We start from the raw sequence: 15,650 nt of genomic DNA, 5'->3' as shown, positions 1-15,650 counted from the left end.
TAGCGCCCTCGCTTACATTTTCGCAGGTGGATTTACGCTGATTTTTGGTGCCGAAGGCACTGGGTTCATTGCTCGCCTTCTGGCAGACCAACCTATGGCAAATCAAAGTCGCTTCGGTTGTCTTAGGCGTAAGGCCCGTGATGACTATTGCGGTTGTCGTGGCCGCCATGGCCATGATCGAGAACCGGAGTAAATTCCGAAAATTTTGCATAGATACCTCGCTTTCTGACGCCTCGCTTCTCGGGCTCGCGCCCAAAGCTTCCTCGCTGTCGAGTGGGTGTTTGCAACGGGCCGCATACGGATCGCTTACGCCTCAGCGGTCGGGCTCAGGGGCGGGCATAGAAAGTTGGACGAAGCGCAGACAATGGTGCCGCATTGCGGTATTTCGACCGGAAGGGCCAAAGATGCATTTTTTGGGGGAATGGATAATGTCGAAACGGCTTAGACTGGTCCTGGGAACTGCCGGCGCAATCGCCGTCGCCATCGTCTGGGGGATCGTCGCGACGTTGATGGGGGTGCCATCGATTCTGATCACCGTAGGAGCGGTCGCGATCGGCGCAGGCATCTACAGCTATCAAAGCCGGAGCTGATCCGGTATCCGGCGACGGCAGCTTGGCCGAAAAATCGCACAGTCGCCGACTGCCTGCGGCAATGTTCAGTGTACGAATATTACCAACGGCAGCGTTCTGTGGAACGAGTGGCCTCTCGAAGCTATTGTGTGACGGTCCGAGACCCCCGCCTCGGGCTATTGGGTCACCCAGCCGAGTGGTCCGCTGCTACCCAATGGCAGCGGACCTTTCACCCGGAAGACGGACATTGTGCCGAATCGAGGGAGAACGATGGTCGTCGACGAGATTGCAGCGCGGCGCCTGAAAATTCTGATCGAGCAATATATCGAAACCAGGAAGAGGCGCCACGATGAGGTTTCTACCGCAGCGGCTGAGATCGCGATCATGGCTGTCATGCCGAATTGCCCGGTCTCCGGAAAAGCCCTGGACGACATGATTGCGGCATGTGCGTTCGAACATGGGCTGGGGGTGCTGTTCGATCGACCTGACGCATGAAGGCCTGAATGCCATGAATCCCGATGTCAAAATCGTACAGTGCTGTCCTGTACGAATCCAACGCTGTTTCTGAGACCGCTCGCGACGACATAACCAACCAGCCGGAGCAGGCATGCGAGATATTTCTTTCATTTCCGAAACAATGACGGCCGTTTGACGGAAAATTTCGAGGGGGAGCTGGATGGCCTGTCTGCCGCCCAGGACAACGCCATGGCTTCGGCCAAGGAAATCCTGGCCGAGGGTCTGCTCAGCGGCGGCCCAGTTCTGACAGGCCTTTCCTTCGAAATCTGCGACGAGAACCGGAAGCTGCTTTTCCGATTTCCCTTCTCGGAAGCTGCCGAAAAGGCCGGCGCTCGACCTTGTTGGCCAAAAAGCCCGGCAATGCGGGCGAGCTTTGATCGAGCCTGGCTGAAAAACCGCATCTCGCGGCAAGACGGTCGTTGGTGCAAATCAGCACCATAGGCAAATTAGTAGCATAGCTGCCGGCACAAAGCAAGAACAAACATGGCTTGCCTTGCCGAAAGGGCGTACGTTTCAGGAACTCGAGGGCAGGCCCGGGTAGGGGGCGCCAAGCGACATTGCGGTTTCCAACCGATGTGTCGATCTGTCGGGCTGGTGTTCGTCAGCTTCCCGAAACGTCTTCGCAGGATGCTGTGATCAGGAGTTCCTTTCTTCCGCGGTTACGTTTACAGGACGTTCTGGACAGTGTCGTTTGCGCGCCAGCAACTGGTCCGGGGCAAGGCCCAGCGCACAGTCGTCCTCCGTCAAGGAAACCAGTCCGGCGCCGCTTTTGGAGAACAATGATTTGTGGTGGTCAAATAAGCAAAAGAGATTCAAGGGAACGTGGGACGACCGACTGGACGGCCTATTCTCAGCAGAGGTCGACTACGCCGGGAAGTCCATTCTCGATGTTGGCTGCAACATGGGTGTTGTCGCCTATGAGATATCCAAGCTAGGACCGAGTTCGATCCATGGGATCGACATTCTCAAGCCGCATATCGAGACGGCCAGGATGATCTTCCTGGGTTGTCCGGTTCAAAGCCGGTTCGATTGTCTCGATCTTGGCAGCCGGAAGCTGCAAAATGTTCTCCAACCGCAGTATGACATCGTCATGCTGCTGGCGGTCTACCATCACATGCAGTGGAGCCTCGGCGCGGACAAGGCGCGACGCGTGCTGTGCGATATCGCCAGGCGTGCTCAAACGATCGTTGCCCGCGTTCCTCCTGGCAAGGATAGAGAGATGATCGCGGTGCTTTCGGATGTGGGCTTTTCAATCAAAAGCAATCACACGTCGCCTCTTGGAAGCCATCTCATGGTCCTCGCGAAACACTGACCGGGCATAGCGCGGCCGACGGCGAATGGCGCAAGAGCCGCGTGGCTGGGTCCGCTATGCTCGTATGCGAGGAACCGACGGTCGTAAGCCGATGACGTGCAAGGATCCGGTTCGGCATTGACTGCGGTCGGGAACGAAGCCACAGACAGGTGATCGAAACCGTTTCGCGCTTCAAGACAACACAAAGACCGGACGGGATCGCAACGGGCGGCGACGAGATGATTGCAAAGAAACGAGTGTCAACGGGCCCAGCATATCCGCTGATCAAGCGTCTGATTGGCGAAAATCTGCCGCCGCACAAGATGCTGTATGTGACAGGTTTGCTGTGCTCGATCGCTGCTGCTGCGGCGACCGGGGCAGCGGCCTGGATCATGAAAGTCATGATCAACACCATCTATGTCGAGCGAGACGCTGCCGCTGTATCGGGTATCAGCGTCCTCATCATCGGCATTTTCCTGGTCAAGGGCATAGCTGCCTACTGCCAGACCATCACCACGGGGAAGATTCGCCGGGCTATCGTTTCAGACCTTCAAAACCGTCAATTTTCCCGAATGGTGTATTTCGACATCAGCCGTTTCGCGAACCAGCATCCGGCAAAATTTATCTCCAAAATCATGTTCAACGCGCGCGCCGGGGCGACCGTTATTCTCACCCTCACGAGCAGCGCCGTCTCTGATCTGCTGACACTGATTGCGTTGGCCAGCGTCATGGTCAAGCAGGACCCGGTGATGTCGCTGATATCCGTGGCGGTTCTGCCGATGCTGTTCCTATCAGTCGGCGCGATAACCAGGAAGCTCAAGGCGCTGGCGAGGGGCGAGACGGAATTGGCCGCACAGGTCCAGTCGATCGGCACGGAAGCCGTCGAAGGCATCCGCACCATCAAATCCTTCCAGCTCGAGGACAAGGCGGTTGCCAGCTTTGCAAAGGCCGTCCGCAAGATGGAAAGACGTGGCATCCAGATCAACCGGACGTCAGCATTGATGAGCCCATTGATGGAGACCGGCGGCGGCGTGATCATCGGGCTTTTCGTTATGTACGCCAGCTGGCAGACCCTCGGCAACGGCAAGACGCCCGGCGAATTCATGGCCTTTATTACCGCGTTCCTGCTTGCCTATGAGCCTGCCAAGCGGTTGGCCCGGGTCAATGTCGACATCCAGAAGCAAATGGTCGCCGTCGAACAGATGTATGATTTGATCGACACGCCCGAGCAGCGGCGACGTGCAATCGCGGGCGAGCGCCTGGCCGACGTCGATGGTGGTATCCGCTTTGAAGATGTGGCCTTTTCCTATGACGGCAACAGCCCCGCGCTCGAGGGTGTTTCCTTCGACGTGCGACCTCGTGAGAAGCTGGCGATCGTCGGCCGCTCCGGCGCCGGCAAGACCACCATCGTCAATCTGATCCTGCGCCTGATGGAGCCGGACAAGGGCAGGATCCTGATCGACGGAAAGGACATTTCGAAGATCAGCCTGGCCGACGTTCGCGACAATATCGCACTGGTGTCACAGGACGTCTTCCTGTTCGAAGGCTCGATCCGCGACAACATTCGCGACGGCCGCCCGAGCGCCACGGATCAGGAAATCGAGTCCGCTGCGAACCTCGCCCGGGTCACCAGCTTTGCTTCGGCGCTCGAAAACGGGCTCGACACGCTTGTCGGGCCGAGCGGCACTAATCTGTCGGGCGGGCAGAAACAGCGCGTCGCCATCGCACGCGCCCTGCTCAAGAATGCTGCGGTAATCGTCTATGATGAAGCGACATCGGCGCTTGACGGTGAAAACGAACGGGCAGTCATGGAGGCAGCCTTCGACAACACATTTCAGCGCACAGTGATCTGCATTGCGCACAGGCTGTCTACAATTAAGGCGGCCGATCGTATTCTCGTGTTTGACGCCGGACAGCTTGTCGATGCTGGAACGCATGACCAGCTTGCCAAGCACAGCGAGATATATCGTTCGATATTCCACCTGGAGGCGCCCGATCCGATGGTCGAAAGCGGCAAAAAGCTGCGGCAGAGCATATTGCGCTGAGGGCCGATGACCAGCTTTTATCACGGTTCCTATGTTCGGTATGTGATTGGTGGACTGGGCCTTCAGGTGCGCCGGTACAAAAAGGCGGTGCGCAGGTTGTTTTCCGGCCCCAAGCAGCCGCGGTCCATTCTTGAGCTGCAAGCCAAGGTTGAGGCCCTGATCGTTCGCAGGGACTGGAAAGGCCTTGAAGCCGGTACCAATGAGATAGCTGTCGCGGCCGATCATAATCGCGACCCGGAGCTGATGCAGAAGGCGGGCCAGGCATTCGAACGGCTTGGCAACTTTGCGCGGGCAGCTGAGCTTCGGCTTTCCGCTCGCCGGCTGCGGAAAGGGAAAAGCGCGAACGAGTGGACCGGCGAGAATCTCGGATCGGATACACTGCTGATCGACCTTGTGGAGGATGACCCGCGCAGCCTTGGCCGGGTTATCCGCCACGCGCGACTGGCCGGCGCTGCCGCTGCCTATGCGCAAAGCGCAACAATCCGGGTCGAGCCGCGCCTGGTACCAATTCTGCAGCGAACGTTCCCGAAGGCGACCGTGGTCCCGGCGCAGCGGGATGTGGTCGCCAACAAACGTGCGACTTTCGAAGATCTCGCCTGGGTGTTCGGACGCGATGCCGAAAAGCTTGCTGCCGACTTCGTGCCGCTGCGGGCAGATCCTGAACACGTCGAGACATTCCGCAAGTGCTATCGGGCGATGACGGATCTGCCGCTGGTCGGCCTCTCCTGGGGCAGCAAATCCCACACCAAGGACGTGCCTGATTTTCCTGAATGGGCACGGTTCATCGCCCAGACACAAGCGACCTTCGTTTCGCTCCAGTACGGACAGATCAAGCCGGCGTTGCGGCGCCTTCGCAACGGCAATGACGCGCGTCTGATCTTTGACGACGGCGTCGACCAGATGGTCGACATGGACGGTTTCGCGGCACAGGTCGCCGCACTCGATGCTGTCGTGACGATCAGCAATACGGCGGCCCATCTTGCCGGAGCCCTTGGCGTGCCGACTGTTTTCCTCATCGACGATAATTTTCAGACGGCATGGCCGGTGACCGGCGACCGGACACCCTGGTATCCGAAGGGCATTGTCATTCGCAAGGAGGGGCGCACTTGGTCGCTGGTGCTCGACGAGGCCGGCCGGCGGCTCTCATCGATCCTGACGGCGCTTTCCGACGCTCCCCGAGGACGATAGAACATCGCCGTGCAGAACAGACGAACCATCCTTCAGAAAGCAAAAACCGCCGATCTGCGCCCGCAAGGCGCCGCCGGCAAGCGGTTGCAGAAGGTTCTCGAGCGGGCAAAGGAACTTCTTAGACGTCCCTCGCGCCACGCCGACGAAAGTGCCGAAAGGCATATGAGGCTGATGGAGGAAAGCGTGCAGCGTGGTGACTGGCAAACTGCTCGCGACCATGCACTGGCGCTTGGCGCGCTTGGTGAGCAGCTTGGCGATCTCGGCCTGATCAAGAAAGCGGGGCGCGGACTGAGGCGTCTCGACGGCGGAAATCGCATCTGGCAGTTGATGGCGGCGAGCAAGCAGCGCGGCAGACCCGATTGGGATGGCAGTGATCTTGCGGGTCGCACGCTTCTCGTCGATCGTCGCGAAGGCGACCTGGCGATCTTTTTCCAGTTCGCGTCGCTGCTTGGTCCAGTCGTCGCGGCTGCCGGTCGATGCATCGTCTTCGTCGAGCCGCGACTGGCACCGCTTTATCGCAGAACATATCCTGCGCTCGATGTTAGGATTGAAGGGGAAGAGGACATGGCGGCAGTGGACGCCGATGTCGTTGCCGGTTTCGAGACACTCGCAAAGCATTTCTGGCCGGACGACCCGGCGGCACGCGCGCCCTTCGTTCCGCTGGAGCCGGACCGCCGACTGGTTGCCGAGCTGCGCGGCACCTATCTCGATGGCGGCCCAGGTCCGCTGATCGGATTTGCCTGGGGAAGCCTGAACAAGAGCAAGGATCTGCCGGCTCTGGACGATTGGCGGACGCTGTTCGGCAGCCTGCCGGGGCGCCTCGTCAGCTTGCAATATGGCGATGTCGGGCCGGCTCTCTCCGAGTTCGAGCGCCACGCGCCGGGCCGCATCATCCATGACGCTTCCGTCGACCAGTTGACGGACATGGACCGCTTTGCCGCCCAAATCGCGGCGCTCGACGCAGTGGTGACGGTCAGCAATACCGGCGCCAACCTGGCCGGAGCGCTCGGCGTGCCGACGGTTGTCATGCTCGACGACGGGTTTCGACTGTCCTGGCCTGCCTTCGGCGAGACCGTCGCCGCATATCCGAGCGTTCGACTGGTCCGAAAAGGCGGCCGAACCTGGGCGTCGGCAGTGCAGGAAGCAGGCGGACGGGTCATGCAAATCATCGGCGGAGCTGGCGATGGAAGGTAGCCTACTTCTCGGCCGGTTGCGCCGCGCTGTCGCGCTTGCAGGCTACAAATACAAGGTCTGGTTCCGACGTCACCGGCGGCAGCTCTTCCTTCGCTGGCGTGACGGCGACATTGCCGATCAGATGGCGGATTATCGGCGAAGCGTCGAGTCCCGCGATTGGCCGGCGGCACTGCCGAAAGCCCTGGCTCTTGGATCCATTGCGAAATCGAGGGGCGAGGTCCACCTGATCGACGAGCTCAGCAAGGCGCTGATGCGGATGGGCGCCTATGGCGCAGCCGCCGAACTCAGGATTGCACGACGCCACATCGTCAACGGCCGCGTCGATGGCGAGTGGCTGGGCCAGGATATTTCTGGCCAGACACTGCTGATCGATCTGATGGAAACCGAAAAGCAGGGTCTGGCCACCGCGATCCATCATGCCAGCTCCGTCGGCTGTGCCCTGGCGCGCGCCGCCCGTTCGATCGTCCTCGTCGAGCGCCGCCTGGTACCGCTCTTTCAGCGCACTTTTCCAACTGCCGATGTGTGGCCGGTCGGTGCTGGCGGCAAGGCCGTCTATGCCGAGGCGCAGGCCTTCGCCGGCGTCCAGCATCTGACTGCCGTTTTCGAGACCGACGAGGCGACGATCCGCGAGCATTTCGTGCCGCTTAAGCCGGATCCGGCCCGGGTCGCTGAACTTCGCGCCCGCTACCGGAAGGAAGGGCGGCCGTTGGTCGGTATCGCATGGGGCAGCTCCAATCCCGGCAAAGACCTGCCGCCGCTTGCCGCCTGGCGAAACCTGATCGGCCGCCGGGACCTCCGGTTCGTCTCGCTGCAGTACGGCCAGATCGAGACCGATCTGAAGATCCTGACCGACGGTGAGCCGGAGCGCATTCTTTATGACAGATCGGTCGATCAGCTCGTCGACATGGACCTTTTCGCCGCGCAGGTTGCCGCGATGGACGCCGTGGTGACCATCAGCAATACCGGAGCGCATCTGGCGGGCGCGCTCGGCATCCCCTCGGTTTTCATTCTGGGCGACGGCTTCAAGCGCTCCTGGCCGGTCGAGGGCGACCGCACGCCCTACTATCCATCGGCCGTGCTGGTCTCGAAACGGGAACGCCCCTGGTCCGTGGTGATGAGCGAGGCCGAGGCCATCCTGGCGCCATGGATCACAAAAGTGAGTGGCTAATGCATGTCGTCCGAAAGCGCGTCACTGAATACGCATCGACGCGATCCGCATTAAGCGTTCGGCCGACGGATCGCGGAATGGAGCGCCCGTGTCGAACACTCGTCGCAACAGGCCAAAAAACATAAGGCATTCCGAACCGGGATATAGTAAAGGCCAATTCGCCCCGCAGAGGATCGCAATTCTTGCCGGCATTTCTGCCTTGTGTTCGAATCAGCCGTAGGCTTAGGCGCCCAGTAATGGGGTTGGTCTGGCCTGCAGCGGTTCGGGCGCCAGCTCTGATAATCTAAAGGAGGTCTCTCCCATGTCCTTTCTAAAATTTTTCCAGGCCAAAGCGCCGCCTCTTCCTCTTATCGTATCCTTTCCAAAATCAGGGCGCACGTGGCTGCGTGTCATGCTGGACGATCTCGGAGTTGAAGTTCAATACATTCACGACGGAACCGACCACAAGTTACTTCGACCAAAATCGAGCCTCAAGGAGAATAAATCTCGATACAAGAAGAGAAGAACAATAATGCTTGTTCGCGATCCAAGAGATACGGTGGTCTCAGGGTACTTTCAGGTTCAGAAGCGCCACATGCTTCCAGCCGGATCGTTCAGTGATTTTATCAGAAGCGACAATCATGGGATTGAAAAGATCATCAGATTCAATCTGCATTGGTTCGCGGCCATGCCCCGGATGCGCGAAATCCGGTATCTTCAATATGAAGATATGCATCGGGATACGGCTGGTGTCCTTCGCGCGATCCTTGGATTCCTGAACCAGCAGGCTGACGATCAGACGCTTGTCGACGTGGCGAACAACCGAACCTTCGACAAGATGAAAGTGAGTGAATCGACCGGTGATCTGTCCGATCGATACGGCAAGATATTACAGCCGCGCGATGCGAATGATCCCGAAAGCTTCAAGGTGCGCAAGGGTAAGATAGGCGGTTACGGCGAATATCTTTCCGAGAACGACGTGGCCTATTGTGACGAGCAGTTAGCCAAGTTCGAATATTGGGAGAAGCTGGACAAGGTCTTTAGCACGAACGGCTTGTGCTACGCTCGCGTCGATAACCGCGCCCGGGTCGCCTTGGGTTAGGGGGCATTGCCGACATGGTGATGCGGACCGGATTCATTTGCGGCTGCGGCCATAGCGGGACGACGTTGATTGCGACGATCCTTGCGTCGCATCCTGACGTCTACCTGCCGCTTCAGGAAACCAACATTTTCTTCAAGTGGACGCCACTGGCCATGTTCCGCTTCTGGAAACTGAAGCGGGCGGCGCGCGAGGCTGGAAAGAAAGTGCTGCTTGAAAAGACACCGCGGCATATCCGCCGTGTGGCCCGCATTCGCCGGCTCGTACCCGGCGCGCGTTTCATCATGCCGGTGCGAGATGGGCGCGACGTCGTGGCGTCGCTGACCAAACGACTTGACGACCCACAGGAGGCTCTCGACCGCTGGATCAACGACAATGCGCTGGTTCTCGCGGAACGGGGAAAGCCGGATGTGCTGATCTATCGCTATGAGGATCTGGTCGAGAATCCGGCCAAAGTCGTCGAGCAGATATGCGGCTTTCTTGATGTGACCTTCAGCCCGGATCTCCTCGACTACCACAAGAACCCGCAGCAATGGTTCAAGCCGACCGACGCCAGCGTCGAGACGCCACACGAGGTGCTCCGAAACCAACAGGTCAATCAGCCGATCTATGACGGGAGCGGGAGATGGCGCTCCGAACTTGGAAACGCCGAGTTACAGGACTTGGTACAAGGACGAGGTGCCCAGCTGATGAAAGCGTTCGGTTATGCATGATGTTGGTTCGGCATCTGCTGGAGTGCCGTCTACCAATCAATTTTGTCGATCAAACCCGTTTTGAACAGGCTGTGAGCGCCTTCGTACAGCATTGACTGTTCGCTCATCGCGCTGAGAGCGGCTTTACCGCTCGAGACCTCATGATACTGGCGATATTTGGAAGCGCCGTTCCAATACTGACCTTCCGCCACCGCGACCTGCGCCTTGTCGTTGAAATCGGCGAAGAACTTGAAATGAAGCAGGCCGGCCAATCCCTTTATATAGTTTCGCCAGTAGGGCAGCGGTGCGTGAATCGACGTAAAAATCGTCTGGCGATCAACATATATCAGAGGAAACTTGGTCAACTTGTGCTGCCTGGCGAAAAGCCGGGTCCTCGGGCCGCCTGTGATCTTGAGATGCCGGGGGCTCCTCGTCACCTCATAGCCGCTGCCGTCGAAATGGTCCGCAACCTGCCATGGGGGCACGATGGGATCGAAGGGTACGTCCCAGATGTTTCCGCTCGGATACATGTCGATCATCGGCGCCAGCAGGCGTGTCATTCCGCGCCGCTTGAGCCAGGCGGCCATCGCGCCGAGCGGATTCTGATCCATGCCGTCATAAACAAGATATTCGTCCGCATCGACGGTCAGATACCAGCGAGGCTGACCATAAATCTGCACAAGACGCTGCCGCCAAAGGTTTCCCAGGTCCGACTGAGAATAGGTGAGCGGCGAGCTGAATAGATCGACATCTGGCTGCTCGGCCAGAAGCTCAGCTGTTCCGTCGGTCGAGCGATCATCAAGGACGGCGAATCTGGTGACGCCGAGCTCGCGATAGTGCTTCAGGAACGGGCGTAGCCTGTCCGCCTCGTTGCGGATGACGAGGATCAAAGGCAGGTCATTCACTTTGAGGGGCGTTATCGGCCGCAGCGATGACACTTCTGCCCGCCTTCCGAAGGTGTGTCTCAGCCGATATATGGCGGTGTCGGTAATCGTCCGGCGGACAATGGCGGGCCAGGTTGCTTTGCTCAAGCCGTCGATTCCCCCTCATAGCGGTCACTACCCGGCTGGAGCTGGCGCTGATCCGCTGTTTGCTGTTAATTTCTACATGCAGCACCGTCAGGCAAATCGCAAGCAGTCGCGGACAATGGACACAGGCCTGTTCTGAGTTCCGCGACTGAGCTTTCCAACTGTTGCCGATGCGCGCTGGCCTCTATAGACATCGTTAGATGGCAACAAGGCCGGAGCCCAGACCCCATGCACGCCGGCATTCGTGGCATCGAAAATCAATTCGACAGGCCGATCCTGTTCGTGCGCCAGCGTTATGCGCCCTTTGGCGGCGGCGAGATCATGCTGGAAAACATCATGGCTGCATTTGCCGCGCGTCAGCGGCCGGTGGCCGTGCTCTCCGGCGACTGGCCGCGCTATGAAGGCATAGAATTCATCCATTGCGCCGGCCGCCGCTTTCCGCGTTCGCTGCGGGCGGCGTCCTTTGCTCAAGCCGCCTGCCGCAAGATCGCCGAGATGCCACCGGCGCTGGTGCAGAGCAACGATCGCCTCCCGTGCTGCGATGTTTTCCGGGCCGGGGAGGGCGTTCATGCCGCCTATCTTGCCGAACGGCGGCGTTTCGAGACGCGGCTCGGCAGGGCGGCAATGGCGCTGAGCCCCTTTCACCGCCAGACGCTGCGCCTCGAGCGCGCAACCTATGCCAGCCCACGGCTCAAAGCTGTCATAGCGATTTCGAAGATGGTCGCCGAGGACATTGTCCGTCACTATGATTATCCGGCCGAAAATGTGCACCATATTCCCAACGGGGTGGACCTCGACCGCTTCAATCCGCAACTGCGCCAACAGCATCGGGCCGGGGTCCGCGCGCGGCTCGACGTCGACGAAAACAGGCCGGTCGTCCTGTTTGTCGGCTCGGGCTTTGCGCGAAAAGGACTGCTTGCACTGATGAAGGCTGTCGCCAGGCTCTATGGCGAGCCGGAATTGTGGGTCATCGGCCATGATTCGCGCGCCAACGCCTTCAGGCAGGCCGGTAACAGGCTCGGTCTCGGCGCACGGCTCAAGATGCTGGGGCCACAGAAAGACATGCTGCCGTGGTACGGCGCGGCCGATATTGCCGTGCTGCCTTCCATCTATGATCCTTTCGGCACAGTGGTCATCGAAGCGATGGCGAGCGGCTTGCCCGTCGTGGTAAGCACCGGCTGTGGAGCGCGCGAGCTTGTCGAGCGGTTCGAGCCGACGCTCGTTTGCGATGCGGCCAGCGAAAGTGACCTCGCAGCAGCGCTCGCCCACGCGCTGCAGTTGGCGTCACGACCTGAAACCGGAACCCGGGTGAGAGCGGCGGCCGAACACTATGATTTCAATGTCATGATCAAGCGAATGATGGCGCTGTATGAAAGCCTTGATCTGAAATGATTTTCGACTTTGTTGAATTAGTACCCTCAATGTGCTAACGGGCCGGGAGCCGATGCTGCAGATGCATTCGAATGACAGTGGCAGCTTTGATGCCGGAACCTTCTGACCGTGCCGGCGCTCTCGGTCATTATCATCACCCGCAACGAGGAGGCGTCCATCGCGCGCTGCCTTCGCTCGGTGGATTTTGCAGACGAAATCATCGTTCTTGACAATGACAGCAGCGACAGCACCAGGGAGATTGCCGGTGACTTGGGGGCCAAGGTTTTGATGACCCTTGATTGGCCCGGTTTCGGCGCGCAAAAAAACCGTGCGCTGGCCGCGGCAACGGGGGATTGGATCCTCTCGCTGGATGCCGATGAGTGGGTGGAGGCGCCGCTCGGCACGGAAATCAGGGCCGCAATCGCCGACCCAAAAGCCTATGACGGCTTCGAAATACCGAGAAGATCGCGCTTTTGCGGGCACATTGTCCGCCATAGTGGCTGGTCGCCCGATCTGGTGCTCAGGCTCTTCCGTCGCCGCTCCGGGCGCTTCAGCGACGACACCGTGCACGAGAAAGTAGTGCTGAACGGAAAGGTCGGGCGATTGTCCCAGCCGATCGAGCACGACTCGATCACCGACCTGGCAGATGCCCACGACAAGATCGGCCGGTACGCAGAAGCATCCGCCGCGCAGCTGCTTGCCGAGGGCAAAAAAAGCTCGATAGGCAAGGCAGTTTTGCGTTCCGTCTGGGCCTATGTGCGCAGCTATATTTTCCGGCTGGGATTTCTGGACGGTTCCATTGGTGCGATGGTGGCCGCGTATTCGGCCAGCTACACCTATCAGAAATGGGCGCGTGTCGCATTGGGAATGCGAGGCCAGGTCCACCCAGAAAAGCAAGGCTGAGGCCAGGACAAATCTGTGAGAAACCGGCTCGGTTGACCGCAATTGTTGCCGAGCCATCGCCAACTAGTTAGTGTACGACCGTTAAAATCGAAAGCCAGGGTAGTGAATATGACTGATGCGTTTAGGGTATTTATCGGATGGGACAGCCGTGAGCCGATCGCGTACGACGTCGCGCGACACTCGCTGCTCAAACATGCGTCGGCGCCTGTCTCCGTCATTCCGATCAAACAAGACGAGATGCGTGCCCGTAGGCTGTATTGGCGGGAAAAAGATCCACTCGCCTCGACGGAGTTCACCTACACGCGCTTCCTCACGCCTTTTCTCGCCGACTACACGGGTTGGGCCCTGTTTTGTGATTGCGATTTCCTGTGGCTTGGTGACGTCGCAGGCCTGCTGAAATATACGGACTCGGACAAGGCGGTCTATTGCGTCCAGCATGACTATACGCCGAAGGCCACAACCAAGATGGATGGCGTGGTCCAGACATCCTATCCTCGGAAAAACTGGTCGTCGCTGATGCTGTTCAATTGCGCGCATCCTTCGGTCAAATCGCTCACGCCAGAGGTCGTGAATCAGGAAAGTGGCGCCTATCTTCACCGAATGCAGTGGGTTGCCGACAAAGATTTGGGTTTATTGCCAGTAGAGTGGAATTGGCTCGAAGGCTGGAACGAAAAGCCTGCTGTCGGCACACCTAAGGCGGTCCACTATACGAGCGGCGGCCCGTGGTTTGCCGAGTGGCAGAATGTCGACTATGCCGACTTGTGGATAGCAGAACGCGACGAGTTCCTGGCTTCCGATCAGGCAGAATCTTCTCAGAGCGCAGTTCGATAAGAGCATTGTGTTTGGCAGGTGACCTGGGCGCTTCCGAAGTGGCATCGGCGTCGGCAACAACGCGTGGTGCCGCCTCGGGGCGGGACCGGGGCAGATTGCGCCTAGGAATCTGGCGGTTCCGGCTGGGGAAGCATGACGCGCTGAGATAAGGATCAGCTCGCGGCAATATGATCGGTTTGGGGTCCGTCAGCTCTTTCGTCGGCCTAGCCGGCACGCGAAAGTCGACCATGTCGTCACTGCGAAGACGCCTAGATCGTTTCCTGGAAAACCGCGGGCCTAAAATACCGCGGCTGCGGCTGAACCATGTCGAGCGCCTGGCGCTGGTCCGTCGCCATGGTGATTTTTCCCTTGCCTATTCGACCGCCGTGCAGAAGGGGCTTCACTACTTCGGCGATGCCCAGGGCTACATCGCTTACGGAACCAAAACGCGACATCACTTCGCGCTCGGCGATCCAATGGCTGCCCCGGCCGATCGGCGCGACTATATCGAACGTTTCATCGAGGTTGCCGGCAGCCCGTGGTTCGTGCAGATCGGCGAACAGACGGCGCGCGTGCTTGCCGGACTTGGCTATCAGGTCAACCGCCTCGGCGTCGACACCAGGCTTGTCCTGCCCGGCCACGACTTTTCCGGAAAGCGCAATGAGACAGTGCGTTATTCCGAACGCTGGCTCTTGAGGAAGGGGTTTTCCTTCGCGGAGGACAACGGGACCGTCTTCCTCGACGAGATTGCCAGGCTCTCCCAGAATTGGCGGGCCGACCGCATCGTCAAGCGCTGGGAGATGAGGTTTCTCAACAGGCCTTTTGCCGATCACCTTGGCGTCGATATGCGCCGTTTCGTCCTGCACGGTCCGGATGGAGAACTGGTGGCCTTGCTGGATTTCGATCCGCTGTTCAGCGACGGCAAGGTCATCGGCTACACCACCTCGTTCAAGCGCAAGCACATCGATGCCTCGGCGCATGCCGAGATCGGCCTGACCAAATTCGCGGTCGACCGCTTTCGCGACGAAGGTGTTTCCGTGGTCACCCTCGGCCTGTCGCCGCTTGTCGAAATCGGACCTAGCGGGTTTGCCGAAAGCGATTTCTGGCGGCGCGCCTTCCAGCGTGCCTATGAATCGCCGTGGGTCAATCGCACCCGCTTCAACCTGCAGGGGCAGGCGGCCTTCAAGCGCCGGTTCCATGGTGTCGAAGAGCCGACCTATCTCGCCTTTCGCAAAGGGACCTTTTTCGAAGCGCTTTCTTTGCTCCGGCTGATCAGGGCCGTCTAGTGCCTGGTGGATGAGGGCTCGTCATCTCCCAGCATGGTCGATACCACGCCGGCCAGGCTTGGTTGTTTAGGTGGGAAAGGAAAGCCGTGTCGGGAAGCAAAGGACCGGCTGCGAAGCGCCGGACCATTCTGCTGCGTCCCCCAGTCCCGCCGGCTACTTTTGGCAGCCCGAGAACGGCTCCACATCAGCGGGCGCCATGGGGCGGACTCACGGTTGCTGCTGCGTACCGCCAGGAATAACGAGAGTACCCTGGCCCGGCCTTGAGTATCTGAAGCCTATGAAGAACAAAGCAACGATGATCAAACAAATGACGATGACCGCGACGACGCTGCCAGGATGGTGTCCGGTATCTGGCGGTTGGACCATTGCCTTCCCGTATGGCTATCGCCGCTGACCTTCTTCATCTTCCAACCGAGCATGACGACTGTCAATGGATACAGGAGTTGCGCCCGCCATCCAATCAGCCGACTGCAGCGTCGATCACGTTGCGCGCTTGCCGACCGAAGCTGAT

Annotated in this window: 14 protein-coding genes and 1 pseudogene; 14 read left to right on the top strand and 1 reads right to left on the bottom strand. The window is 59.3% G+C overall.

All coding sequences use genetic code 11. From position 1 onward, the window contains the following. Positions 1-428 precede the first annotated feature (428 nt). The 10 genes and pseudogenes from NKJ12_RS25840 (at position 429) to NKJ12_RS25800 (ending at position 9,762) form a co-directional block, all read left to right on the top strand. Positions 429-590 carry a hypothetical protein gene (locus NKJ12_RS25840; RefSeq protein ID WP_352507299.1) on the top strand — a complete coding sequence of 54 codons (162 nt, stop codon included), beginning with the start codon at positions 429-431 and terminating at the stop codon, positions 588-590. A 249-nt stretch (positions 591-839) separates the two neighbouring features. Next, positions 840-1,064 (top strand): hypothetical protein, encoded by a 225-nt coding sequence (locus tag NKJ12_RS25835; RefSeq protein ID WP_254817282.1) that lies wholly within the window; start codon positions 840-842, stop codon positions 1,062-1,064. Positions 1,065-1,193: 129 nt separating this feature from the next. Beyond that, a pseudogene (locus NKJ12_RS32315) lies at positions 1,194-1,526 on the top strand (DUF6894 family protein); the annotation flags it as partial. 250 nt (positions 1,527-1,776) lie between these two features. After that, positions 1,777-2,397, top strand: coding sequence for a class I SAM-dependent methyltransferase (locus NKJ12_RS25830; protein WP_352705942.1), 621 nt, complete (start codon positions 1,777-1,779; stop codon positions 2,395-2,397). Positions 2,398-2,708: 311 nt separating this feature from the next. Beyond that, a complete protein-coding gene (locus tag NKJ12_RS25825; RefSeq protein ID WP_352705939.1) occupies positions 2,709-4,421 on the top strand; it encodes an ABC transporter ATP-binding protein in 1,713 nt (570 codons plus the stop codon). Positions 4,422-4,427: 6 nt separating this feature from the next. After that, positions 4,428-5,609 carry a glycosyltransferase family 9 protein gene (locus NKJ12_RS25820; RefSeq protein WP_352705937.1) on the top strand — a complete coding sequence of 394 codons (1,182 nt, stop codon included), beginning with the start codon at positions 4,428-4,430 and terminating at the stop codon, positions 5,607-5,609. Positions 5,610-5,618: 9 nt separating this feature from the next. Continuing rightward, complete coding sequence (locus tag NKJ12_RS25815; protein ID WP_352507294.1) at positions 5,619-6,803, top strand: glycosyltransferase family 9 protein; 1,185 nt, start codon at positions 5,619-5,621, stop codon at positions 6,801-6,803. Next, a complete protein-coding gene (locus NKJ12_RS25810; protein WP_352705935.1) occupies positions 6,793-7,971 on the top strand; it encodes a glycosyltransferase family 9 protein in 1,179 nt (392 codons plus the stop codon). Before NKJ12_RS25815 ends, NKJ12_RS25810 begins: the two co-directional genes overlap by 11 nt. Before the next feature lie 301 nt (positions 7,972-8,272). Next, complete coding sequence (locus tag NKJ12_RS25805) at positions 8,273-9,052, top strand: sulfotransferase domain-containing protein (RefSeq protein WP_352688356.1); 780 nt, start codon at positions 8,273-8,275, stop codon at positions 9,050-9,052. Positions 9,053-9,072: 20 nt separating this feature from the next. Then, the gene (locus tag NKJ12_RS25800; protein WP_352688358.1) at positions 9,073-9,762 is read left to right on the top strand and encodes a sulfotransferase family protein; all 690 of its coding nucleotides are present in this window, start codon (positions 9,073-9,075) and stop codon (positions 9,760-9,762) included. Positions 9,763-9,791: 29 nt separating this feature from the next. On the opposite strand, the gene NKJ12_RS25795 is transcribed toward NKJ12_RS25800, so the two are convergent. Then, the gene (locus tag NKJ12_RS25795; RefSeq protein WP_352688360.1) at positions 9,792-10,772 is read right to left on the bottom strand and encodes a glycosyltransferase family 2 protein; all 981 of its coding nucleotides are present in this window, start codon (positions 10,770-10,772) and stop codon (positions 9,792-9,794) included. A gap of 225 nt (positions 10,773-10,997) precedes the next feature. On the opposite strand from NKJ12_RS25795, the gene NKJ12_RS25790 reads away from it, so the two are divergent. From NKJ12_RS25790 to NKJ12_RS25775, 4 genes are all read left to right on the top strand, one after another. Then, positions 10,998-12,161 (top strand): glycosyltransferase family 4 protein, encoded by a 1,164-nt coding sequence (locus tag NKJ12_RS25790; protein ID WP_352688362.1) that lies wholly within the window; start codon positions 10,998-11,000, stop codon positions 12,159-12,161. A gap of 108 nt (positions 12,162-12,269) precedes the next feature. Beyond that, positions 12,270-13,043 (top strand): glycosyltransferase family 2 protein, encoded by a 774-nt coding sequence (locus NKJ12_RS25785; RefSeq protein ID WP_352688364.1) that lies wholly within the window; start codon positions 12,270-12,272, stop codon positions 13,041-13,043. A gap of 108 nt (positions 13,044-13,151) precedes the next feature. Then, positions 13,152-13,874 (top strand): glycosyltransferase, encoded by a 723-nt coding sequence (locus NKJ12_RS25780; protein ID WP_352705933.1) that lies wholly within the window; start codon positions 13,152-13,154, stop codon positions 13,872-13,874. A gap of 227 nt (positions 13,875-14,101) precedes the next feature. After that, positions 14,102-15,139: a phosphatidylglycerol lysyltransferase domain-containing protein gene (locus NKJ12_RS25775; protein ID WP_352705930.1), complete on the top strand. Its 1,038-nt coding sequence runs from the start codon at positions 14,102-14,104 to the stop codon at positions 15,137-15,139. The last annotated feature ends 511 nt before the right edge of the window (positions 15,140-15,650 follow it).

The sequence above is a fragment of the Mesorhizobium sp. M0195 genome (assembly GCF_040322115.1).
Classification (GTDB): Bacteria; Pseudomonadota; Alphaproteobacteria; order Rhizobiales; family Rhizobiaceae; genus Mesorhizobium.
This window is presented reverse-complemented; position numbering and strand designations above follow the sequence as displayed.